We start from the raw sequence: 24,494 nt of genomic DNA, 5'->3' as shown, positions 1-24,494 counted from the left end.
GCCGTTATCACTTCGTGTTAGCGGCTATTTTTTTCATCACGTAAAGAAATATGATGTATAATATGATAAGTGAAAAAATGGAAGTGTTTTCTGAAAGCAGGACAAGATAAAAAGAATAGAAAAGATAATTTCTTGTGTTGTGTAAATGTTTCTTATAATATTTGACATGTTGACAGATTATGAAATGAAAGTGAGTGATCCATGTGGATCTAACGCAAATTCAAAACCCTAGTTTTTTGAAAGATATGTCTATCAGTGAACTAGAGGGGTTGAGTGAGGATATTCGTAAGTTTTTAATTGAAGAGCTCTCTCAAACAGGTGGACATATTGCACCTAATTTAGGTGTAGTAGAACTCACAATTGCTCTGCATAAATTATTTGATAGTCCGAAAGATAAGTTTTTATGGGACGTAGGACATCAATCCTATGTACATAAAATTTTAACAGGGCGTGCGAAAGAATTCGGCACATTAAGGCAATACCAAGGTCTATGTGGTTTTCCAAAACGCTGCGAGAGTGAGCATGATGTTTGGGAAACTGGTCATAGTTCGACATCGTTATCTGCTGCAATGGGAATGGCTCTAGCACGTGATTTAAAGAAAACGGAAGAATACGTTATACCAATCATTGGCGATGGTGCATTAACAGGCGGAATGGCTTTAGAGGCATTGAACCACATTGGGCATGAAAAAACGGACATGATTGTTATTTTGAATGACAATGAAATGTCAATTGCACCAAACGTCGGTGCACTTCATAATGTACTTGGTCGTTTACGTACCGCAGGGAAGTACCATTGGGTAAAAGATGAACTAGAGTATATATTGAAGAAAATCCCAGCAGTCGGCGGGAAAGTTGCTGCGACAGCAGAGAAAATAAAAGATAGTCTAAAATATTTACTAGTATCAGGCGTCTTTTTTGAAGAATTAGGCTTTACATATTTAGGTCCGGTCGATGGGCATGATTATGAAAAGTTATTCGAAACGTTGCAATATGCAAAGAAAACAAAAGGCCCAGTACTTGTTCATGTTATTACGAAAAAAGGAAAAGGTTATAAACCAGCTGAAAGTGACGTTATTGGAACTTGGCATGGAACAGGATCGTATAAAATTGAGTCAGGTGACTTCGTTAAACCGAAAGAAGTTGCACCAGCATGGAGTGCTGTTGTTAGTGAAACAGTGCTTAAGCTAGCGAGAACGGATGAACGTATCGTTGCAATTACGCCTGCAATGCCTGTTGGATCGAAACTTGAGAAATTCCAAAAAGAATTTCCGGATCGCATGATTGATGTAGGTATTGCAGAGCAGCATGCTACAACAATGGCAGCTGGTATGGCAACACAAGGGATGAAGCCGTTCTTAGCAATTTATTCAACATTTTTACAAAGAGCATATGACCAAGTTGTTCATGATATTTGTCGCCAGAATTTAAATGTTTTCATTGGAATAGATCGCTCTGGATTAGTAGGAGCAGACGGTGAAACGCATCAAGGTGTATTTGACATCGCGTTTTTACGTCACTTGCCGAATATGGTGCTTATGATGCCGAAAGATGAAAATGAAGGTCAACATTTAGTATATACAGCGATGCAATACGAAGATGGACCGATTGCTTTACGTTATGCACGCGGAAATGGACTTGGCGTTCAAATGGATGAAGAATTAAAGGCGATTCCAATCGGTACATGGGAAACGTTAAAAGAAGGCACACAAGCAGCAATTTTAACGTTTGGTACGACAATCCCGATGGCAATGGAAGCAGCTGAGCGTCTTGAACAAGCTGGAGTATCAGTGAAAGTAGTGAATGCTCGCTTTATTAAGCCGATGGACGAAGCATATTTACATGATCTTTTAGGGAAAAATATACCGATTTTAACGATTGAAGAGGCTTGTTTAATCGGTGGCTTTGGAACGGGAGTAGTTGAATTTGCTTCTGAGAACGGATACCATAGTGCTTTAATTGAACGAATGGGTATTCCTGATCGCTTCATAGAGCATGGTAGTGTAACAAAACTGTTAGAAGAAATTGGTTTAACAACAGATGCTGTTGTAGACCGTATTCATACAATGATTCCATCAAAACAAAAAAGGGCGTAACAAATGAGCGTAAAAAAAGAAAGAGTAGATGTACTATTAGTAGAGCGAGGACTTATAGAAACGCGTGAGAAGGCTAAACGTGCTGTTATGGCAGGTCTTGTATATGCGAATGAAATGAGACTCGATAAGCCAGGGGAGAAAATCTCACAAGATACGGAGATTACGGTGAAAGGGCAAGTCATGCCGTATGTAAGCCGTGGTGGTTATAAGCTTGAAAAGGCATTAGAAACATTTCAACTTGATTTACAAGATAAGGTTATGATAGATATTGGTTCATCAACTGGTGGTTTTACAGACTGTGCGCTTCAAAATGGGGCGAAGTTATCCTACGCATTAGATGTAGGATATAATCAACTTGCGTGGAAATTGCGTCAAGATGAGCGTGTTGTTGTGATGGAACGAACGAACTTCCGTTACGTGACACCGGCAGATTTAGAGCGTGGTTTACCGCAGTTTGCAAGTATTGATGTTTCATTTATATCATTAAGGCTTATATTGCCGGTTTTAAAAACAATGCTTATGCCAAATGGTGATGTAGCTGCATTGATTAAACCTCAGTTTGAAGCTGGACGAGAACAAGTCGGGAAAAAAGGCATTGTTCGTGATAGAAAAGTACATGAAGCTGTCGTGGAAATGATTGTCGATTTTGCTCTTAAGGAAGGCTATAATATCGAAGGTTTAACATTCTCACCAATTACAGGCGGGGATGGAAATATTGAATTTTTAATTCATCTAAAGTGGCACGGTGAGCGTGAGAATGGCGAAAATCATTCTCCGGTTTCTATTGAGCAAGTTGTTACAGAAGCACATGATGTTCTAAAACAAAAAGGGAAAGGGGAATAACATATGTTGTTCCTCTTTTTGTTGTAATCGTATAATGATTGTAAAAACAATTGTGTACAAGTAATGGATTATACGGTAACATAAATAAATGAAGTATACCAATGTTTAAACTATGGTAAGAGATAGTGTGAGGTGCAAATGTATGAATAAAGGTCAGCGCCATATTAAAATCAGGGAAATTATTGCTAACAAAGAAATTGAAACACAAGATGAACTAGTTGATATTTTACGTAATGTGGGGTTTAATGTAACGCAAGCAACAGTATCGCGCGATATTAAAGAACTGCACTTAGTGAAGGTGCCATTACATGATGGCCGCTATAAATATAGCTTGCCAGCAGATCAACGATTTAATCCGTTGCAAAAATTAAAACGAAATCTAGTGGATTCATTTGTAAAATTAGACACGGCAGGACATATGCTTGTGCTAAAAACATTGCCTGGTAACGCTCATTCACTTGGGGCACTCATTGATCATTTAGAGTGGGATGAGATTGTCGGAACCATTTGTGGTGATGATACTTGCTTAATTATTTGCCGTACACCTGAAGATACAGGTGTTGTCTCTGATCGTTTCTTAAATATGCTTTAACAGAAAAATCTTGTTTACTTTCCTCTGTAAGGTGGAAAGTAAACAAGATATTTTTATTGGCGAAAAATACGGATTTTCAAATACAATACATTATTTTTTTTGAATGAAGTTAGAAAATAGGTGGATTGACCCGTAAAACGAATGTTTGGTACAATGGAGCGGGTTAGAAGAGTAATTTATACATACAAACATATAGTATAACTATTTGAATGAAGAATACTGAGAAAAGCCCTTAATAGGGGATTAGTTTATAACGAGGTGAATGGGGCATTGTTATCGGAATTATCGATCAGAAACTTTGCTATTATTGAGGCATTAAATATTTCTTTTCAAAAAGGTTTAACCGTTTTAAGTGGTGAAACAGGAGCTGGAAAATCCATTATTATTGATGCAATTAGTTTGCTTGTTGGTGGCCGTGGTTCAGCAGAATTTGTTCGATATGGAACAGAAAAGGCTGAGATAGAAGGCTTATTCTATGTAGAAGATGACAAACATCCATGTATCGCAAAGGCAGAAGAGTTAGATATAGAAATAGAAGATGGCATGATTATTTTGAAGCGTGACATCGCTGCGAACGGAAAAAGTGTCTGTCGTGTAAATGGGAAACTTGTTACACTCAGCATATTAAAAGAGATTGGAAAAACGCTAGTTGATATTCATGGACAGCATGAAACACAAGATTTAATGAATGAAGAGCGTCATATGTTTATGCTTGATCATTTTGATGGAAATCGCATTGTTAAACAATTGGGCATATATCAAAATGTATATACAGACTATGAGAAGTTAAAAAAACAGCTGAAATCTTTAAGTGAAAATGAACAACAAATGGCCCATCGTCTAGATTTAATTCAATTCCAACATGAAGAAATTCGTAAGGCGGATTTAAAAATGGATGAAGAATATGAATTGACTGAGGAACGATTAAAAATCTCCAATTTTGAAAAGATTTATAAAGCATTAGGAGATGCGTATCGTTCGTTAAGTGGAGACGGACAGGGATTGGATCACGTAAGAAATGCAATGGGACAAATGGAGAGTATTACGCACTTAGATGAAGCGTATCAAGAAAATCATGATTCTATTGCAAATAGTTATTACTTATTAGAAGAAGTTGCATACCAGCTTAGAGAAAAATTAGATATGATGGAATATGATCCGAAACGTCTAGATGAAATTGAAACACGTTTGAATGAAATCCGTATGTTAAAGAGAAAGTATGGAAATACTGTAGAAGAGATTTTAGCGTATGCTGATAAAATTGAACAAGAAATTTTTACGATTGAAAATAAAGACGTACATATTGAAACGACGAGAAAGCAGTTAACGAAATTAGAAGGTGTTATTGTAAAAGAAGCAACGTTGTTAAGTACTATGCGTCATGAGCTTGCAGATCATCTTACAAGCGCTATTCATCAAGAATTAAAAGAACTATATATGGAAAAAACGAAATTTGAAGTGAGAATTATGAAGAGGGTAGGAAATGTAGAAGAACCTCTCGTGGAAGGAACACCGGTAAAACTTACGGCGGATGGCTACGATCATGTGGAATTTTATATTTCAACGAATCCGGGTGAACCGTTAAAGCCACTTTCAAAGGTCGCTTCTGGCGGAGAGTTATCTCGTATTATTTTAGCTTTAAAAAGCATTTTTTCTAAGCATCAAGGTGTTGCATCTGTTATTTTTGATGAAGTGGATACGGGTGTGAGTGGTCGGGTTGCACAGGCTATTGCGGAAAAAATTTATCGTGTATCAGTAAACTCGCAAGTACTTTGTATTACGCACTTACCTCAAGTAGCTTCAATGGCGGACTCTCATTTATTTATTAGAAAACAAGTGGCGAATGATCGTACGATTACATCGGTTACTGTGTTAAGTACGGATGAAAAAGTAACAGAAATTGCTCGAATGATTTCTGGTGTTGAAATTACAGATTTAACGACAGAGCATGCGAAAGAGTTACTTACGCAAGCGCATCATTTCAAACAGACAGCAGAGGCTATCCAGTAATGGATAGCTTTTTTTTCTCAAATGACGATTTCTTAATTCTTCCGGTTATAAATAAAGCGCTGCAAGGAGAGATTAAAAAGTGAAGCCAAGAGGCTGAATGTGGGGTAGGAGCGAGGAGAGTGAACAAATTGAAATTAGAAAGATTTCGAAAAATAATAGGTCTTTGTCTCCTTGTTTCTCTAGTTTTTATTGGATGTTTTAAACCGCTTCGAACGTTTATTTCATCGCCGAAGCAACTTGTTGTTTTTGAAGGACAACAATCAGAAATAGCATCATTACCAGTTTTTAAGGCTGCATCTACAAATCGTAATGTATTTACTGTAAGTTCAAATGAACAAGAACTTATGGTAAATTCTCACCAAAATGGTGAAGCTGATATGGTGTTTCAACTTGCTGGTTTTCCAGTGAAAAAAGTAAATGTGAAAGTATTAAAAGATTTTAAAGTTATTCCAGGTGGACAATCGATTGGTGTAAAATTGAACACAAAAGGTGTACTTGTTGTAGGCCATCATTTAATTCAAACTGAAAAGGGTAAAGTATCTCCTGGTGAAACAGCTGGTGTACAGATTGGAGATATGATTACTGAAATCAATGGTAAAACAATTGAAAGAATGAGTGATGTAGCACCATTTATTCATAATAGTGGAGAAACAGGTGAACCGCTTAATCTTGTTTTATTAAGAGATGGAAAATATATTCGTGCTAAGCTAACACCACAAAAAGACAATGGTGAATCCTCTTACCGAATTGGACTGTATATTCGTGATTCAGCAGCTGGTATCGGAACGATGACATTTGTACATCCAGATTCTATGAAATATGGAGCGCTTGGTCATGTAATTTCCGATAATGATACAAAAAAGCCAATCCAAGTAGAAGATGGACAAATTATGCGTTCGACAGTAACGTCTATTGAAAGAGGAAGTCACGGGAACCCGGGAGAAAAATTAGCAAGATTTTCACCGGATCGTGAAGTGATTGGTAATATTACAATAAATAGCCCGTATGGTATTTTTGGGAAATTAAACACAGATATGACAAACGGCATAATGGATAAAGCAATGCCTATCGCATTATCCCATCAAGTAAAAGAAGGGCCAGCGAAAATATTAACAGTTATTGATCAAGATAAGGTGGAAGCGTTTGATATTGAAGTTGTTAGTACGGTACCACAAAAGTTCCCGGCTACAAAAGGTATGGTTATAAAAGTGACAGATAAACGTTTACTAGCAAAAACGGGTGGTATTGTACAAGGAATGAGTGGAAGTCCGATTGTACAAAATGGGAAAGTAATTGGTGCGGTTACACATGTATTTGTAAATGATCCAACGTCAGGATACGGTGTTCATATTGAATGGATGTTACATGAGGCTGGAATTAATATTTATGATCAAGAGAAAAAAGCGAGCTAATACATATTAGCTCGCTTTTCTTTTGAAAAATTCGTTGAAATTTTGTAAAAGCTCCGCAAGAGCTGTTTTTTGTTGTAAGATATAAGCAAAGGGTTGAACGTTTCGCTGTAATTCTATGATGGAATGTGTTGCGAAAGTAAAAAAATGAACGATAAACATATTTTTTTGTGATTTTATCGGAAAGTAAGAAACTTTAAAGGGAATTTTCACACAATTGTCGAACAATTCATGTAGCCTAGAAGCTTACACATGTCGGAAGAATCGATTCGGTAAGGGAGGAAAAACTGTGGAGAAAATTAAAGTATGTCTTGTGGATGATAATAAAGAATTGGTATCGATGCTAGAGAGTTATGTTGCTGCCCAAGATGATATGGAAGTTATCGGAATTGCTTACAATGGTCAAGAATGTTTAAACTTATTGAAAGAAAAGCAGCCTGATATACTCGTTTTAGACATTATTATGCCACATTTAGATGGTCTGGCTGTGCTAGAGAAAATGCGACATATTGAAAGGTTAAGACAACCTAGCGTTATTATGTTGACAGCATTCGGACAAGAAGATGTGACGAAAAAAGCGGTTGATTTAGGGGCATCATATTTCATATTAAAACCATTTGATATGGAGAATTTAACAAGTCATATTCGTCAAGTTAGTGGTAAGGAAAGTGCTACTATTAAACGTCCATTACCATCTTTCCGATCAGCAACAACGATCGATGGAAAACCGAAAAACTTAGATGCGAGTATTACAAGTATCATTCATGAAATTGGTGTACCCGCTCATATTAAAGGGTACATGTACTTACGAGAAGCAATCTCTATGGTGTACAATGATATCGAATTACTAGGATCTATTACGAAAGTATTATATCCAGATATTGCAAAGAAATATAATACAACAGCAAGCCGTGTCGAGCGCGCAATCCGTCACGCAATTGAAGTAGCTTGGAGCCGTGGGAATATTGATTCTATTTCGTCCTTATTTGGTTATACTGTATCGATGTCAAAAGCAAAACCTACGAATTCCGAGTTTATCGCAATGGTTGCGGATAAGCTAAGACTTGAACATAAGGCTTCGTAAACGCTGTAATATCAAGGTGTTAAGCGTATTTCATAACAAAATTTAATAACCAACGAATTACGTATGTAGGCAATAAAGTACATAGGTAATTGGCGGTTAATTTAAAAACCTTCTATTTATTGGATTGAAATTTTAATTCCAATAGCTAGGAGGTTTTTTTGTTGTATGAATAACTTTCAGATGAATGCTGAAAACTTTTTGCTTCATTGCGATGCAAAGCATCTAAGTTATTTGCTTCATATTTAGAAAGAGAATTAAAAGTTACGGATGTTGATAAGGTAAAACCTCTTCATATTCGGACGTATATTAAATATTTAAGGGAACGTGGTAAATACACATTTACATCTAATACAGCTAGTGAACAAATTAATTATCCAACACGTAGAACTGATTATGGAAAGACCATTAGTGAAACAACGATTGCTAATTATCTTCGCAATATTATAGAACAGTATTGTGATAATACTGAAGCAAATTTAATAACAACGTATTTAGAAAGCCCACATTTATCATATAGAGATTAAGGGTGTTTATACGGTATAAATCACCCTGAGAAAGTGAGGCGAATCCTTGAGTCTGCCAAGGAGAAGTTAAGGAAGGGGATATTTTGAAAGGACCGCCGTATATGTTCCTTTTATTTATATAGAAGAAAACTAGTTAATTCACCTCCTTTTTAAAGGAGGTGAATTAAATTTTCATTAAAAACCAAGTATTTAGAACAGTGCAATAATTAAGAGTGGTATAATTTTCTTATGAAATACTAGGAAAAGAAGGGGTATTATGGTTCAAATGAAAAGTGACTTTTCCTATCAACAGAAACAATTGGCAAGGGAGGTCAATGCATGAGTTTAAATATGTATTTGGGAGAAGTACAGAATCAGAATCAAAGCATGAATGCTGTATGTATCGCTACCATTCAAGGCATGGAACAAGTCATTCAGTCGATTGACGCCTTTGCAATTGATACTGTTCTACAAGGACAAACTTATAGCAGTGCAAAATCATTTTTTGTACAAACCTTTCTTCCTTTAGCACAAGGAATCATTTATCTGTGTGAAGAGTTAATTCGTCAGAATGATGCTTTTCCAAGTCAATTTCAATCACAAGTCGCTTCGACAGATGTAATCGAACAAGAAATATTAGAACAAATTCGAGAAATTGACCGAATGAAAGCAAATATGGAAGCCATCAGTCAAGCTATGCCAATCCCACGAATGGTGGAATATGCACCCAGCTAAATATCCTAATGAACATCAAGGTGGAATACACGGGAAAGATAAAATTTCAAGAGAAATCTTTAAAAATAAATAACGGAGGTAATTAAAACATGTTTAATTTTTTGAAAAAACACATTGTAGCAGACGAGAGTGTTAAATCTAATCAAACACCTATTTTTTATCCTTTACCAAAAGAAGAGATAGCAGAAGCAGAAGCAGAAGATTTGTTGAAAATGCAATTCCCAAAAGAACTAAAACGTTTCTATGAGGAAATTGGCTATGGATTTTTAAAGACTAATAAGACTCTTATTAACAGATTCATGGACCCGTTTTCTGTTGCAGATTTTCGTTTAAGACAAGATATTTATGAATATAATCCTGATTTCGACGATGTCGATGATGAAGAATCACTAGTATTTTTTGAAGTATCAGAGATTAGCTTTTTAACAATTAAATTTAAGCAGGAAAATGAATTAGGTCAATGTCCTATATATTATGATTCAACGGAAATAGCGGATTCTTTAGAAGAATTTTTAATAAAAATGGATGAAAATCCTGACTATTATATTTAATCTTTTTAAGACTTGCTGTAAGGTGTAGGATTTGAAAAATATCTAATCATGAGTAAAAAAGCTTATGTATAACTTGCATAAGCTTTTATAATGTCCATTACCTTTTTTTTATTGAAGGTACTTTGAATAGATGGTACAATCAAATTTAGATAAGCGATAAATTTTGCACTTCTAACCAATAAATAGAAGCATTTAATGATAGTTATGAAATATACAATGCCTTGATATAGCGGCGGTTATACAGTATCCATGTCAAAAGCAAAACCTACGAATTCCGAGTTCATCGCAATGGTTGCGGATAAGCTAAGACTTGAACATAAGGCTAGCTGAGAGGAAAAGTAGTAAGGGATTTAAGTTTTAGTAGAGCTTAATAATTCTTGAAATTTATACTCGATATCAATTTTAAAACCAATAAACTTTTATTTAATGACCAATGAATTTTAGAATTCGTTGGTCTTTTTATTTTGTTGAGAAAAAGAGGGAGAAGTGATATCGATTTTATCAAAATTATTTGGGTAGATAAAAGGGTTGTTTGATATTATGGAAAATAAAACCTGTTTTTAGTAATATTACATATAAGTGAGTTTTTTAAGGTAATTAAATAGGTATACAGAGGGAGAAGGAAAATGAAAAACAAAATATTAACTTGGCTAGGAATAGTAGCAGCTATGGGAGTTCTTGCTGTTGCAGTTACATTTGGAATGTTAGAGCTTGCCGATAATCCAGTAGATAAAGAAGTAAATGCTCAAATAGATAAAAAAGAAGACTCAACGATAGTAGGTAGAGAGGTAGATGGAGTCTTTGTTGATGTGTATGTTACTGAAAATTCTACTGAAAGCGAAGTCATTACAGCGATGTATCACATGACTCATCAAAAAGTAGTGGCAGAACGAAAATCGGGATCCATCCCAATGATTCAAAATAACGCTGAAAAATTAAAAAAAATCATAAATAAGAGTAGTTTTGCGAAGAAAAATGAGCTTGTAGCAATTGCTGATAGATGGGCGAAAAAAGATTTTAGTAAAATTGTAGAAGATCACAATTTTTTCTCGGATGCTCAAGAGGGTAATGTTTGTAAAGCCACTAGAGCGATGGATGCGGTAGAAGAGCAACATTATTTTAACTACATTCGGGGAGGAAAAAGCGAAAGAACTATACGAATCAGGGGATACTCCGCACGTTCAATAAAAAATAATATGAAGGGCTTCTAGTTTTTTTATTACCTTGCTTTAAGGGGGCAATGGTGACTTGTGAATAAATATTCTGCTTTCTTTATGACTTGTAACAAAAAAGAAGATATATAATTCATTATTAAATGATGAAGTAAAGGCTAAATCGCATCGTAGTACATCTGTTAAAGGATTTTAGCGGGGAAGTCATCCATGATATAATAGATGATAATAAAAAGCCCTGCAAAACAGGACTATATTATTCTTCGTCTTTATTTTGTTTTTCTAATTCAACTAACTTTTGGATTAAAATATGCTGTGGCATATGCATAAGTTGTTCAAGTGGAACACCTAACGCTTTTGATAGACGGACTGCAGTGTCTGGAGAAATTTGTAATGGTCTCATAGAAGTACCTCCTTTTTCGTATAGTATAGCATAAGATTGGGGGAGTGAGGATGACTCTTATATTTGCACATCGTGGTGCAGCGGGAACGTATCCGGAAAATACAATGATTTCATTTGAAGCGGCGGAGGCTTTCGGGGCAGATGGAATTGAACTCGATGTTCAATTCACGAAAGATGGAAAAGTTGTCGTTATTCATGATGAAACGGTGGATCGGACAACAAATGGAAAAGGTGCGGTTCGAAATTATTTATATGAGGATTTATGTAAGTTGGATGCGAGTTATAAATTCGGTGACAAAGTAGGTTTTTGCAAAATACCTCTTCTAGAAGAGGTGTTAGAATGGCTCGCAAAAACGAAATTGCTACTCAATATTGAACTGAAAAATAATAAAATCCCATACAGAGGTTTAGAAGAAGAGGTTATAACACTTGTACGTAAGTTTAGTCTAGAGGATCGTGTTATATTTTCTTCGTTTAATCACTACAGTATGAAAAAATGTCATTTGATGGCTCCTGATATTCAAACAGCTATTTTGTATCGTGAAGGTTTGCATAGCCCGTGGGCATATGCAAAAAAGATGGGTGCTACTGCAGTACATCCGAATTATCGTTATCTTCAAGATGCCATCGCTGAATTAACGATGGAAAGTGGTGTGGAGGTTCGTCCTTACACGATAAATGAAGAAACGCTTATGCGTAAATATTTTGATATGAATATATCAGCGATTATTACTGATTATCCTGAAACAGCAAGAACTTTATTACCGATAAAAAAATGAGACCTAATATAATGGTCTCATTTTTTATTTATGATATGTGAAAACTTTGACTTATCTTCTGAAGCGTGCTTGTACTTTATTTCTCTTACGATCTCTGTGTAAGACGAAGCCGCCGAAAATATAAAACCCGAGTGCGAAGCAAAGAGCGCCGATTAAAAATTGTAACCATAATATAGGGATTGGGGAGAACAAAATCCCAAATACAGTATCTCTCATTAGTTTAATACCAAGCACGGCTAATGAAATGGGGATGAGTGCTAATAATAGAGCGAGGTAACGCTGCATACATAACGCTCCTTTTCAGATTATTTTGTGTATTTTAATGATGTTATATGGAATGGGGGTTTGTCAAGAGGTTGCTGAACGAGTAAGATAAGAATGTGAAAAATTTTGCAGAGATACTTCGAGAGGAAGTGTAATGTATGAAACAAAATGTGTTAATTGTTGGAGCAGGTGAAGGTGGGAGTACACTGCTGAGTCTGTTGCAAAATTCGAATATATTTCAAATTATAGGGGTTATTGATATTAATCCAATTGCGAAAGGATTACAAATCGCAAAGGAATATGGGGTTCCGATTGGTGATAGTGTAACTCCGTTTCTTTCTATGCATATTGATGTAATGTTTGATATGACAGGTGATTATGATTTACATAAAGTTTTATTGGGAAGCAAGCATAAAGACACCCTTCTTATACCAGGGGATATTGCAAAAATTGTTACGAGACTAGCGCATGAGAAGGAAAGCTTAATTGGAAAGCTAGAAGAACAGACGCAACAAGGGAATTTAATTTTAAATTCAACGCATGACGGTATGATTGTTATAGACCAAGAGGGACAAGTTCGTCTGTTTAATAAAAGCGCAGAGCGTATTACTGGATATAAAAAAGAGGAAGCGATAGGGAAATATATTTTAGAAGTTATTCCAACGAGTAAGTTGCTTCGTATTATACGCACGAAAAAAATAGAAGTGAATCATGAACTGACGTTAGAGAATGAAAAAAAGATTATTACAACGCGTATTCCGATATTAAAAGAAGGTGGAGAGGTTCAAGGGGCATTTGCGATTTTTAAAGACATTACAGAAGTTGTAGATTTAGCGGAAGAAGTTACAGACTTAAAAGAAATTCAAACGCTACTTGAGGCGATTATTAACTCATCTGAGGAAGCAATTTCGGTTGTTGATGAGAAAGGAAGAGGACTAGTTATAAACCCTGCTTATACGAAGTTAACGGGTTTGACTGAAGAAGAAATTATTGGGAAGCCGGCTACAACTGATATTGTGGAAGGTGAAAGTATGCATATGAAAGTACTTCGGACGCGCCGAGCGGTACGAGGAATACATATGAAGATTGGGCAAAAAAAGCGAGATGTAATTGTAAACGTAGCACCGGTTATTGTCGATGGAATATTGAAAGGGAGCGTCGGGGTAATTCGCGATGTATCAGAAATTCAAAAGTTAACAAATGAATTGAATAGGGCAAGACAAATTATTCGAACGTTAGAAGCAAAATATTCATTTGATGATATTGTTGGTGATTCAGATGAAACGACGGCAGCTATTGAACAAGCAAAACTTGGAGCGAATACACCGGCAACAGTATTGCTTAGAGGGGAATCTGGTACGGGGAAAGAGTTATTTGCACACGCTATTCATAACAGTAGTAATCGAAAATACAATAAGTTTGTACGAGTAAACTGTGCTGCTATTTCTGAGACCTTATTAGAAAGTGAATTATTCGGTTATGAGGAAGGCGCGTTTTCTGGAGCGAAAAGAGGCGGGAAACGAGGATTCTTTGAAGAAGCGAATAATGGAAGTGTTTTTTTAGATGAAATCGGAGAGTTATCTGCAAATACGCAAGCGAAGCTCCTTCGTGTGCTACAAGAAAAAGAAATTGTGAAAGTAGGGGGAACGAAAGCGATACCTATTAATGTTCGAGTGATCGCTGCGACGCATGTGAATTTAGAAAAAGCTATTTTAGAAGGGAATTTCCGAGAGGACTTATATTATCGTTTAAATAAAATCCCGATTCAAATTCCTTCCCTTCGTCAGCGTAAAGGAGATATACCAGCGATTGCAGAAAGGTTAATTCAAAAAATTAATCAAGATTATGGTCGTAATGTAGAAGGACTCACCGATTCAGCCGTTTCGTATTTACAATCATATGAATGGCCAGGGAATGTTAGGGAACTTGAAAATATTTTAGGACGAGCTATTATCTTTATGAATTATAACGAGATATATATTGATGTACATCATTTACCGCCTTTACATAAAGAAGAACAAGTAGAGACGAAACAAAATAATTTATTAACTGAATTAGAAGAGAAGGCCCTTGAACACCTAGTGACAGAATTTGAGGGGAATATTATCCGTGAATATTTAGAGAAATTTGATGGGAACAAAACGAAGACTGCAAAAGCGTTAGGAATTTCAGTTCGAAACTTATATTACAAGCTAGAAAAGTATGACTGTGCAAAAAATAGCATGCAATAAATTGCGTACCGTGCAATTTATTGCGTGGTATACAAAAAGCGACAAAACGAGACAGAATATTTCGTCGTTTTCTAAGGTATTGATTTTACTGCATTTTGAATGCGTTTTCATTATTGGTAAGACCACTTTTGAAAGTTGGCACGGTATTTGCTTAATGAATAGACGAGGGACGACGGAAAGGGTTGATTACAAAATATGAAGTTAGAACACTTAATTGATCAAGCAGCAGGACAGCCTAAAAAAACTGTGGCTGTAGCAGTAGCTGAAGATCATGAAGTAATTGAAGCTGTAGCGAAAGCAATCAAGTTACAGCTAGCTCAATTTCGTCTATATGGAAATCAAGAGAAAATAATAGGGATGCTACAAGAGCATGGGTTACAAACTTCAGAACATATTGAAGTGATTGCAGCAGCGTCAAGTGCTGAGGCTGCAGAACTTTCTGTTAAATCTGTAAGCAATGGCGAAGCAGATGTGCTAATGAAGGGGAACATCCCAACAGCAAATATTTTGAAAGCTGTATTAAATAAAGAGTGGGGACTTCGTAAGGGCAGCGTGCTTTCACATGTTGCAGCGTTTGAAGTTCCAAATTACGATCGTCTTATTTTTGTTACAGACGCAGCGATGAACATTGCACCTGATGTAACACAAAAAGCTGCTATTATACAAAATACTGTAGAAGTTGCCCAGGCAATAGGAATTGATTTGCCAAAGGTAGCGCCAATTGCAGCGGTAGAGGTTGTTAATCCTGCGATGCAAGCGACAATTGATGCAGCGATGTTAACTCAAATGAATCGCCGCGGACAAATTAAAAATTGTGTCGTTGATGGACCACTTGCTTTAGATAATGCAGTATCACAAATTGCAGCAGAACATAAAGGCATAGTAAGTGATGTAGCAGGTAAGGCAGACATTTTACTCGTCCCAACGATTGAAGCTGGAAATGTGCTATATAAATCACTCGTCTATTTTGCAAATGCAAAGGTAGGAGCGATGATTGCTGGCGCTAAAGCACCGATTGTTTTAACATCACGTGCTGATTCAGCAGAAACAAAAGTATATTCATTAGCATTGGCAGTTGCGACTGCTTCAAAATAAACCAAATAGGGTAAAACAATTAGGGGGAAACGACAATGACATTAGAAATCTTCGAATACTTAGAAAAATATGATTATGAGCAAGTGGTATTTTGTCAAGATAAAGAATCTGGTTTAAAAGCAATCATTGCAATCCATGATACAACACTTGGACCAGCTCTTGGTGGAACAAGAATGTGGACATATGATTCTGAAGAAGCGGCGATTGAAGATGCATTGCGTCTTGCAAAAGGGATGACATACAAAAATGCAGCAGCTGGTTTAAACTTAGGTGGTGCAAAAACAGTAATTATCGGTGATCCACGTAAAGATAAAAGCGAAGCGATGTTCCGTGCATTAGGACGCTACATTCAAGGACTAAACGGACGTTACATTACAGCTGAAGATGTTGGTACAACAGTAGATGATATGGATATTATCCATGAGGAAACTGATTTTGTAACAGGGATTTCACCATCATTCGGTTCTTCTGGTAACCCATCTCCAGTAACTGCATACGGTGTTTACCGTGGTATGAAAGCAGCTGCAAAAGAAGCATTTGGTACAGATAACCTAGAAGGAAGAGTAATTTCTATTCAAGGTGTTGGTAATGTAGCATATCACCTATGCAAACATTTACACGCTGAAGGAGCAAAATTAATCGTTACAGATATTAATAAAGAAGCTGTACAACGTGCAGTAGAAGAATTCGGTGCAACAGCAGTTGAGCCAAATGAAATTTACGGTGTTGAATGTGATATTTACGCACCATGTGCATTAGGCGCAACAGTTAATGATGAAACTATTCCACAACTTAAAGCAAAAGTAATCGCAGGTTCTGCAAATAATCAATTAAAAGAAGATCGTCACGGCGACCTTATTCATGAAATGGGTATTGTATACGCACCAGACTATGTTATTAATGCAGGTGGCGTAATTAACGTAGCAGACGAATTATATGGATACAATAGAGAACGTGCATTAAAACGTGTTGAGTCTATTTATGACACAATTGCAAAAGTAATCGAAATTTCAAAACGCGATGGCATAGCAACTTATGTAGCAGCAGATCGTCTAGCTGAAGAGCGCATTGCAAGCTTGAAAAACTCTCGTAGCACATACTTACGCAACGGTCACGACATTATTAGCCGTCGCTAATCATTCATATATAACTTTTACAAAAGGTGTGGTTACCTCTTATGAGGTTTCCACTTCCTTTTAAATTTATTAGTGGAGGTAGCAACATTGTCTGTAAATCGAATTCTTGTTATTAACCCAGGTAGTACATCCACAAAGATTGGTGTTTTTGATAATGAAAGACCCGTTCTAGAAGAAACTATTCGTCATGACGTAGAACAGATTGGAAAATATAAGCGAATTATCGACCAATATGAGTTTCGTAAAGAAACGATTTTAGAAGTTCTACATTCTCATGGTATTAACATTTCAAAATTAAACGCTGTTTGTGGGCGTGGTGGATTACTTCGTCCAATCGAAGGCGGTACGTATACAGTAAACGATGCGATGTTAGAAGATTTAAAAAATGGATTTAGCGGTCATCACGCTTCAAATCTCGGAGGCATTCTAGCTTATGAAATCGCTTCTGGATTAAATATTCCTGCATTCATTGTGGATCCTGTCGTTGTAGATGAAATGGAACCGATTGCTCGTATTAGCGGTATTGCCGGTATGGAACGTAAAAGTATTTTCCATGCATTAAACCAAAAAGCGGTTGCTCGTAAAGTAGCAGATGAATTAAACCACAAATACGAGGATTTAAATTTATTAGTTACACATATGGGCGGCGGTATTACAGTTGGTGCTCATAAAAAAGGAAAAGTTATCGATGTGAATAATGGCTTAAACGGAGAAGGACCATTTAGTCCAGAGCGTGCTGGTACAGTACCAGTAGGACAATTAGTTGAAATGTGTTTTTCTGGTGAGTATTACCGAGACGAAATGGTTAAAAAACTTGTCGGACAAGGTGGACTTGTAAGTCTTATCGGTACAAACGATGCAATTAAAGTAGAACAAATGGTTGAAAAAGGTGACCCTGAAGCAACTCTTATTTATAAAGCAATGGCGTATCAAGTTGCAAAAGAGATTGGCGGAGCTAGTGCTGTACTTCACGGGAAAATCGATGCAATCGTATTAACTGGTGGACTTGCATACAGTAAAATTCTTGTCGATGAAATAAAAGAACGTGTTCACTGGATTGCAGATGTTATCGTACATCCAGGAGAAGATGAATTACAAGCGTTAGCAGAAGGAGCACTTCGTGTATTACGTGAAGAAGAAGCTCCAAAAGAATATATTGTACGAGAAAAACAAACAGTAGCTAGGGGTTGAGATAATGGCAAGAGAATATGATTTAGTCATCGTTGGCGGCGGTACTGGTGGATATGTTGCTGCTATTCGTGCATCACAACTAGGGTTAAAAACTGCACTTGTTGAAAAAGAAAATCTTGGTGGTACTTGTTTACACAAAGGATGTATTCCTAGTAAAGCTCTTTTACGTAGTGCGGAAGTATACGCAACTGCTAAAAAAGGAGAAGAGTTCGGAGTTATTGCAAGTAATGTAGAACTAAACTTTGCTAAAGTACAAGAGCGTAAAGAGAAGATTGTAACGCAGCTTCATAAAGGCGTTCAGCATTTAATGAAACAAGGTAAAATTGATGTGTTTGAAGGTATTGGCCGTATTCTTGGCCCATCTATTTTCTCTCCAATGCCAGGTACAATTTCAGTTGAACTTGCAAGTGGAGAAGAGAATGAAATGTTAATTCCAAAAAATGTGCTTGTTGCAACAGGTTCTCGTCCAAATTCATTACCAGGATTAGAGTTAGACGGAGAGTATGTAATGTCTTCGGATCATGCCCTAAAAATGGAAACGCTTCCTAGCTCAATCATTATCGTTGGTGGCGGTGTAATTGGTATTGAGTGGGCATCTATGCTTGCTGACTTCGGTGTAGAAGTTACTGTATTAGAATATGCGAAAAACATATTACCACTAGAAGATAATGACGTTTCAAAAGAAATGCAACGTCTATTCAAGAAAAAAGGTATTAAAGTGGTAACTGGTGCAAAAGTATTACCAGAAACATTGGTAAAAGATAATGGAGTAACAATTCAAGCTGAACATAACGGTGAGAACAAAGCATTTAAAGCAGAAAAAATGCTTGTATCTGTCGGAAGACAAGCGAATACGCAAAATATGGGCTTAGAGAACACAGATATTGTTGTGGAAAAAGGATACATTCAAACAAATGAGTTTTATCAAACGAAGGAATCTCATATTTACGCAATTGGAGATGTAATCGGTGGCTTGCAACTTGCTCACGTTGCTTCTCATGAAGGAATTGTTGCAGTAGAACATATCGCTGGTAAAGAAGTTACACCAATTGATTATTCTATGGTATCAAAATGCGTATATAGTAGTCCAGAAGTTGCTTCTGTCGGCTTAACAGAACAAGAAGCAAAAGAAAAAGGCTATAAGTTAAAAGTCGGTAAGTTCTCATTCCGTGCAATCGGAAAGGCACTTGTATACGGAGAATCAGACGGTTTTGTAAAACTTGTAGTTGATGAAGAAACAAATGACATTCTCGGTGTTCATATGATCGGACCACATGTAACAGATATGATTTCTGAAGCTGGTCTTGCAAGAGTACTTGATGCAACACCTTGGGAAGTAGCACATACAATTCATCCGCATCCATCATTATCTGAGGCGATTGGTGAAGCTGCACTTGCTGTAGATGGAAGAGCGTTACACGCATAAAAATGTGGATTTAGGAGGTTATGAAAAATGGCAGAAGTAAAAGAAAAGCGCCATGAAGAGCTTGGCTTAAGTGATGAGCAAGTATTAGAAATGTTCCGTACGATGTTACTTGCACGTAAAATTGACGAACGTATGTGGTTATTAAACCGTGCAGGTAAAATTCCATTCGTAATTTCTTGTCAAGGACAAGAGGCTGCACAAGTTGGAGCGGCGTTCGCTCTTGATAGAGAGAAAGATTATGCATTACCATACTACCGTGATATGGGTGTTGTACTAGCGTTTGGTATGACAGCTAAAGAGCTTATGTTGTCTGCTTTCGCAAAAGCTGGAGATCCAAACTCTGGTGGTCGTCAAATGCCTGGTCACTTCGGTCAAAAGAAAAATCGTATTGTTACAGGATCATCACCAGTAACAACGCAAGTACCACATGCAGTTGGTATTGCACTAGCTGGAAAAATGGAGAAGAAAGATTTAGTAACGTTCGTTACATTCGGAGAAGGCTCTTCAAACCAAGGTGACTTCCATGAAGGAGCAAACTTTGCTGGTGTACACAAACTACCTGTTATTTTCATGTGTGAAAATAATAAATACGCAATCTCTATTCCAGTTGAAAAACAATTAGCATGTAAAAACGTATCAGACCGTGCAATTGGTTACGGTATGCCTGGATATACAATAGACGGAAACGATCCGCTTGCAGTATATAAAGCTGTAAAAGAGGCAGCAGACCGCGGCCGTCGTGGTGAAGGCCCAACTTTAATTGAAACAGTATCATATCGTTTAACAGCACATTCTAGTGACGACGATGATCGTGTTTATCGTGATAAAGAAGAAGTAGAAGAAGCAAAGAAAAAAGATTCAATTATAACATTTGCAGCTTATTTAAAAGAAGCTGGCGTGTTAACTGAGGAATTTGAAAAACAAATGTTAGACGAAATTATGCATATCGTAAATGAAGCAACAGAATATGCAGAAAATGCTCCGTATGCAGCACCTGAAGATGCATTGAAGCACGTATACGCAGAATAGGGGGGAACGTTTCATGGCTGTAATGTCTTATATTGATGCTATTACATTAGCAATGCGCGAAGAAATGGAACGCGATGAGAAAGTATTTGTTTTAGGTGAAGATGTTGGTAAAAAAGGTGGCGTATTTAAAGCGACACACGGATTATATGATCAATTTGGTGAAGATCGTGCGCTTGATGCACCGCTTGCAGAATCTGCAATTGCTGGGGTAGCAATTGGTGCGGCAATGTATGGTATGCGTCCAATCGCTGAAATGCAGTTTGCTGATTTCATCATGCCAGCAGTAAACCAAATTGTTTCTGAGGCAGCAAAAATTCGTTATCGTTCTAATAACGATTGGACTTGTCCAGTTACAATTCGTGCGCCATTTGGCGGCGGTGTTCACGGTGCATTGTATCATTCACAATCTGTGGAAGCGATGTTTGCGAACCAACCAGGTTTAAAAATTGTTATTCCTTCTACACCATATGATGCAAAAGGTTTATTAAAAGCAGCAATTCGTGATGAAGATCCAGTATTATTCTTTGAGCATAAGCGTGCATATCGCTTAATTAAAGGTGAAGTGCCAGAGGATGATTACGTATTACCAATCGGAAAAGCAGATGTAAAACGCGAAGGTGATGATATTACTGTTATCACGTACGGATTATGTGTTCACTTTGCTCTTCAAGCAGCTGAAAAGTTAGCGCAAGATGGCATCTCTGCACATGTTCTTGATTTACGTACTGTATATCCATTAGATAAAGAAGCAATCATTGAAGCAGCTTCTAAAACAGGTAAAGTTCTTCTTGTAACAGAAGACAATAAAGAAGGAAGTATTATAAGTGAAGTGGCAGCAATTATTGCTGAAAACTGTCTGTTTGATTTAGATGCGCCAATCGCACGTCTTGCAGGTCCAGACGTTCCAGCAATGCCGTATGCACCAACAATGGAAAAATTCTTTATGGTAAATCCAGATAAAGTTGAAAAAGCAATGCGTGAACTTGCGGAATTTTAATCGGGGGGACTATACATGGCTGTAGAAAATATCACAATGCCTCAGCTCGGGGAGAGCGTTACAGAGGGTACAATTAGTAAATGGCTCGTTAATGTTGGCGATCACGTAAACAAGTATGATCCGCTTGCAGAAGTAATGACTGATAAAGTAAATGCTGAAGTACCATCTTCTTTCACTGGTATTGTGAAAGAATTAATCGCTGGTGAAGGTGAGACGTTAGCTGTAGGTGAAGTAGTTTGTGTTATTCAAGTAGAAGGCGCAGATGAAGTAGCAGCGACAGCTGTTGAGGAAAAAACAAAAGAAGAACCAAAGGCAGAAGTAGCTACGTCTGAAAAAGCACCGAAAGCAAAACAACCAACTGATGGAAAACCACGTTTTTCACCAGCTGTTTTAAAACTTGCAGGTGAGCATAATGTTGATTTAGATTTAGTAGAAGGTACGGGAGCAAATGGCCGTATCACTCGTAAAGATATTTTAAAGCTAGTGGAATCTGGAAATATTCCGCAAGCAGGTGCGAAGAAAGAGGAAGTTGTTGCAGTAGCAGAGCGTCCAGAAGCACCAAAATCAGCGGCAGTAGCACCGGTAGCGCAAAAAGTAGAAGCTGCAAAACCAGTTTCTGTGCCGACAATGCCTGGAGATATCGAGATTCCGGTAACAGGTGTGCGTAAAGCAATTGCAGCAAATATGTTACGCAGTAAACATGAGGCACCTCATGCTTGGATGATGATTGAAGTAGATGTGACAAACCTTGTATCATACCGTAACTCAATTAAAGGCGATTTCAAAAAGCGTGAAGGCTTTAACTTAACGTTCTTTGCTTTCTTCGTAAAAGCAGTAGCACAAGCGTTAAAAGAATATCCTCAAATTAACTCAATGTGGGCTGGCGATAAAATCGTTCAGAAGAAGGACATTAACCTTTCTATCGCTGTTGCAACAGAGGAAGAACTATTTGTACCAGTAATTAAGCACGCGGACGAAAAAACGATTAAAGGCATCGCTCGTGAAATTACAGAGCTTGCAGGAAAAGTACGTACGAAATCGTTAAAAGCGGACGAAATGCAAGGTGGAACATTTACAATTAATAACACAGGATCATTCGGTTCTGTTCAATCTATGGGTATTATTAATTACCCACAAGCGGCTATTTTACAAGTTGAATCAATTGTAAAACGCCCAGTAATTATGGATAATGGTATGTTCGGTGCTCGCGACATGGTTAACTTATGTTTATCACTTGATCACCGTGTACTAGATGGCTTAATTTGTGGTAAGTTCTTAGGACGTGTAAAAGAAATTTTAGAAAATACGTCAGAAAACAATACATCTGTATATTAATAAAAAGCTCGCTTATGCGAGCTTTTTATCATCTTATTTCTTCATCTGCATCCTACTATATGTACAAAACTTTTCCCAGTAATCTTACAATGAACGATTATGTATTAGGAATTTACGAAAATACATTGCTGATATATGGTATATAGATATAAAATAAGAAAAGAATAATTTTTTTGGCAAATCTTACTGATGAAACTGTAGTATAATATATTGTATTGTATGAAAAAGAGAGTTATTCTATATAAGTGTTTTATAGATAATGTGTAATCAGTCGTCAAAACATGAAGAATGTTGACTCCTGGTTTTTTATTTTGCTGTAACAATGTTTCAGGAGGATGTCATGAAAAGAAGTACCGAGTTTCTAAAAAGTTTAGATGTAAAATTAATTTTAATTTTGTGTGCATTTTGTGTTATAAGTATAACTGCTATATATAGCAGTCAGCAAACCGGACAGTATGGAGATGCAAACTTTGCTATGAAGCAGGGAGTTAACTACATAATTGGGGTTGTATTGTTACTTCTTGTTGCTAGCATCGACTTAGATCAGTTGCAAAAATTGTCTTGGCCGCTTTATATTGCTGGGTTTGCTTCACTTATTCTTTTGAAAGTATTACCACCATCAGGTTTCACACCTGAAAAGTTAGGGGCAAAAAGGTGGTTCGTTTTTCCAGTACTTGGACAAATTCAGCCATCCGAGTTTTTCAAAATCGCATTGCTTCTTGTAGTAGCAAGTATAGCAGTGAAGCATAATGCACAGTATATGGCAAGGACATTCCAAACGGATTTACAATTAGTAGGTAAAATTATGCTAGTATCCCTCCCGCCTATGGCCGTTGTATATAGCCAACCGGATACAGGTATGGTGTTCTTATATGCAGCAGCTATCGCATGTATTTTATTTATGTCAGGAATTCAAAAGAAATTAATTGCGTTATGTACAGTCATTCCGGTGACCATATTGTCTACATTAATATTTATATTTGTAAAATATCCAGATTTCTTCTTTAATAAATTAGTTACTTTGTTAAAACCTCACCAACAATCACGTATTATAGGTTGGCTAAATCCATTTGAGAATGCAAATGAAGGCTATCAAACACAGCAATCGATTTTAGCTGTAGGTAGTGGAGGTATGGAAGGGAAAGGATTCGGTGAAGGGAACGTCTATATTCCAGAGAAACACACTGACTTTATTTTCGCTACAATTGCCGAAGAAGGTGGATTTATAGTAGCGGCGTTAGTTGTGTTCTTGTTCCTATTACTACTATATCGAACAATTATTATCGGTTATTCTGCTGATAATTTATTTGGTACATTATTATGTGCTGGATCAATCGGAATATTAACGGTTCAAATATTCCAAAATATCGGTATGATCGTTGGATTAATGCCTGTAAAAGGGATTGCATTACCGTTCTTATCATATGGGGGAAGTTCCTTATTTTCGAATATGATTATGATGGGGCTCATATTATCGGTACGGAAAACGTATAAAAAATATATGTTTTCAGTTAAGTAAAAAAGCTAGTTCGTGTAAAAACGAACTAGCTTTTTTACATATATGCCCTTAAACGTTGCAAACTAAGACAGAATAGCAGTTTGAGACGGGTAAG

General features: G+C 36.8%; 20 protein-coding genes and 4 pseudogenes. 22 read left to right on the top strand and 2 right to left on the bottom strand.

Annotated features, from left to right (window positions below):
• The first annotated feature begins 203 nt into the window (after positions 1-203).
• From dxs to SB773_RS05295, 12 genes and pseudogenes are all read left to right on the top strand, one after another.
• Positions 204-2,096: a 1-deoxy-D-xylulose-5-phosphate synthase gene (dxs, locus tag SB773_RS05350; protein ID WP_002143098.1), complete on the top strand. Its 1,893-nt coding sequence runs from the start codon at positions 204-206 to the stop codon at positions 2,094-2,096.
• A gap of 3 nt (positions 2,097-2,099) precedes the next feature.
• Complete coding sequence (locus SB773_RS05345; RefSeq protein ID WP_002015074.1) at positions 2,100-2,939, top strand: TlyA family RNA methyltransferase; 840 nt, start codon at positions 2,100-2,102, stop codon at positions 2,937-2,939.
• Between the two features lie 142 nt (positions 2,940-3,081).
• Complete coding sequence (argR, locus tag SB773_RS05340) at positions 3,082-3,531, top strand: arginine repressor ArgR (RefSeq protein ID WP_002015076.1); 450 nt, start codon at positions 3,082-3,084, stop codon at positions 3,529-3,531.
• Positions 3,532-3,801: 270 nt separating this feature from the next.
• A complete protein-coding gene (gene recN, locus SB773_RS05335; RefSeq protein WP_002088564.1) occupies positions 3,802-5,541 on the top strand; it encodes a DNA repair protein RecN in 1,740 nt (579 codons plus the stop codon).
• Positions 5,542-5,660: 119 nt separating this feature from the next.
• Entirely contained in the window at positions 5,661-6,953 is a 1,293-nt protein-coding gene (gene spoIVB / locus SB773_RS05330) for a SpoIVB peptidase (RefSeq protein ID WP_002015079.1), read from the top strand.
• 286 nt (positions 6,954-7,239) lie between these two features.
• Positions 7,240-8,034, top strand: coding sequence for a sporulation transcription factor Spo0A (gene spo0A, locus SB773_RS05325; protein ID WP_002015081.1), 795 nt, complete (start codon positions 7,240-7,242; stop codon positions 8,032-8,034).
• Between the two features lie 206 nt (positions 8,035-8,240).
• Positions 8,241-8,558 (top strand): integrase, encoded by a 318-nt coding sequence (locus SB773_RS05320; protein WP_233151937.1) that lies wholly within the window; start codon positions 8,241-8,243, stop codon positions 8,556-8,558.
• Positions 8,559-8,876: 318 nt separating this feature from the next.
• A pseudogene (locus SB773_RS05315) lies at positions 8,877-9,251 on the top strand (T7SS effector LXG polymorphic toxin); the annotation flags it as partial.
• A pseudogene (locus SB773_RS05310) lies at positions 9,244-9,345 on the top strand (ADP-ribosylating-like toxin); the annotation flags it as partial. The pseudogenes SB773_RS05315 and SB773_RS05310, both read left to right, overlap by 8 nt.
• 16 nt (positions 9,346-9,361) lie before the next feature.
• Complete coding sequence (locus SB773_RS05305; RefSeq protein ID WP_410588903.1) at positions 9,362-9,823, top strand: SMI1/KNR4 family protein; 462 nt, start codon at positions 9,362-9,364, stop codon at positions 9,821-9,823.
• A 234-nt stretch (positions 9,824-10,057) separates the two neighbouring features.
• A pseudogene (locus SB773_RS05300) lies at positions 10,058-10,153 on the top strand (sporulation initiation factor Spo0A C-terminal domain-containing protein); the annotation flags it as partial.
• 296 nt (positions 10,154-10,449) lie between these two features.
• Positions 10,450-11,011, top strand: a pseudogene (locus SB773_RS05295) (PRK06770 family protein).
• A 240-nt stretch (positions 11,012-11,251) separates the two neighbouring features.
• Here SB773_RS05295 and SB773_RS05290 read toward each other — a convergent pair.
• Positions 11,252-11,398, bottom strand: a complete 147-nt coding sequence (locus SB773_RS05290; protein ID WP_001247671.1) for a YycC family protein — start codon at positions 11,396-11,398, stop codon at positions 11,252-11,254.
• Positions 11,399-11,448: 50 nt separating this feature from the next.
• Here SB773_RS05290 and SB773_RS05285 point away from each other — a divergent pair, with 50 nt between their 5' ends.
• The gene (locus tag SB773_RS05285) at positions 11,449-12,177 is read left to right on the top strand and encodes a glycerophosphodiester phosphodiesterase (protein WP_002192540.1); all 729 of its coding nucleotides are present in this window, start codon (positions 11,449-11,451) and stop codon (positions 12,175-12,177) included.
• A 51-nt stretch (positions 12,178-12,228) separates the two neighbouring features.
• On the opposite strand, the gene SB773_RS05280 is transcribed toward SB773_RS05285, so the two are convergent.
• Positions 12,229-12,462: a DUF2627 domain-containing protein gene (locus SB773_RS05280; protein ID WP_001190193.1), complete on the bottom strand. Its 234-nt coding sequence runs from the start codon at positions 12,460-12,462 to the stop codon at positions 12,229-12,231.
• A gap of 137 nt (positions 12,463-12,599) precedes the next feature.
• On the opposite strand from SB773_RS05280, the gene SB773_RS05275 reads away from it, so the two are divergent.
• The 9 genes from SB773_RS05275 (at position 12,600) to SB773_RS05235 (ending at position 24,400) form a co-directional block, all read left to right on the top strand.
• A complete protein-coding gene (locus SB773_RS05275) occupies positions 12,600-14,672 on the top strand; it encodes a sigma 54-interacting transcriptional regulator (RefSeq protein ID WP_410588901.1) in 2,073 nt (690 codons plus the stop codon).
• A 195-nt stretch (positions 14,673-14,867) separates the two neighbouring features.
• Complete coding sequence (gene yqiS / locus SB773_RS05270; RefSeq protein ID WP_002033959.1) at positions 14,868-15,767, top strand: phosphate butyryltransferase; 900 nt, start codon at positions 14,868-14,870, stop codon at positions 15,765-15,767.
• 35 nt (positions 15,768-15,802) lie between these two features.
• On the top strand, positions 15,803-16,903 hold the full coding sequence (locus SB773_RS05265; protein WP_002015088.1) for a leucine dehydrogenase: 1,101 nt from the start codon (positions 15,803-15,805) through the stop codon (positions 16,901-16,903).
• Between the two features lie 87 nt (positions 16,904-16,990).
• On the top strand, positions 16,991-18,094 hold the full coding sequence (gene buk / locus SB773_RS05260) for a butyrate kinase (RefSeq protein WP_002088555.1): 1,104 nt from the start codon (positions 16,991-16,993) through the stop codon (positions 18,092-18,094).
• A 4-nt stretch (positions 18,095-18,098) separates the two neighbouring features.
• A complete protein-coding gene (gene lpdA / locus SB773_RS05255; protein ID WP_002033960.1) occupies positions 18,099-19,520 on the top strand; it encodes a dihydrolipoyl dehydrogenase in 1,422 nt (473 codons plus the stop codon).
• 27 nt (positions 19,521-19,547) lie between these two features.
• Entirely contained in the window at positions 19,548-20,549 is a 1,002-nt protein-coding gene (bfmBAA, locus tag SB773_RS05250) for a 3-methyl-2-oxobutanoate dehydrogenase subunit alpha (protein ID WP_000852549.1), read from the top strand.
• 13 nt (positions 20,550-20,562) lie between these two features.
• A complete protein-coding gene (gene bfmBAB, locus SB773_RS05245; RefSeq protein ID WP_000290073.1) occupies positions 20,563-21,546 on the top strand; it encodes a 3-methyl-2-oxobutanoate dehydrogenase subunit beta in 984 nt (327 codons plus the stop codon).
• A 15-nt stretch (positions 21,547-21,561) separates the two neighbouring features.
• A complete protein-coding gene (locus SB773_RS05240) occupies positions 21,562-22,881 on the top strand; it encodes a dihydrolipoamide acetyltransferase family protein (protein ID WP_410588896.1) in 1,320 nt (439 codons plus the stop codon).
• A gap of 340 nt (positions 22,882-23,221) precedes the next feature.
• On the top strand, positions 23,222-24,400 hold the full coding sequence (locus SB773_RS05235) for an FtsW/RodA/SpoVE family cell cycle protein (protein WP_002129028.1): 1,179 nt from the start codon (positions 23,222-23,224) through the stop codon (positions 24,398-24,400).
• Positions 24,401-24,494: the final 94 nt, after the last annotated feature.

The sequence above is a fragment of the Bacillus sp. SIMBA_074 genome, from assembly GCF_046534555.1.
GTDB lineage: Bacteria > Bacillota > Bacilli > Bacillales > Bacillaceae_G > Bacillus_A > Bacillus_A mycoides.
This window is presented reverse-complemented; position numbering and strand designations above follow the sequence as displayed.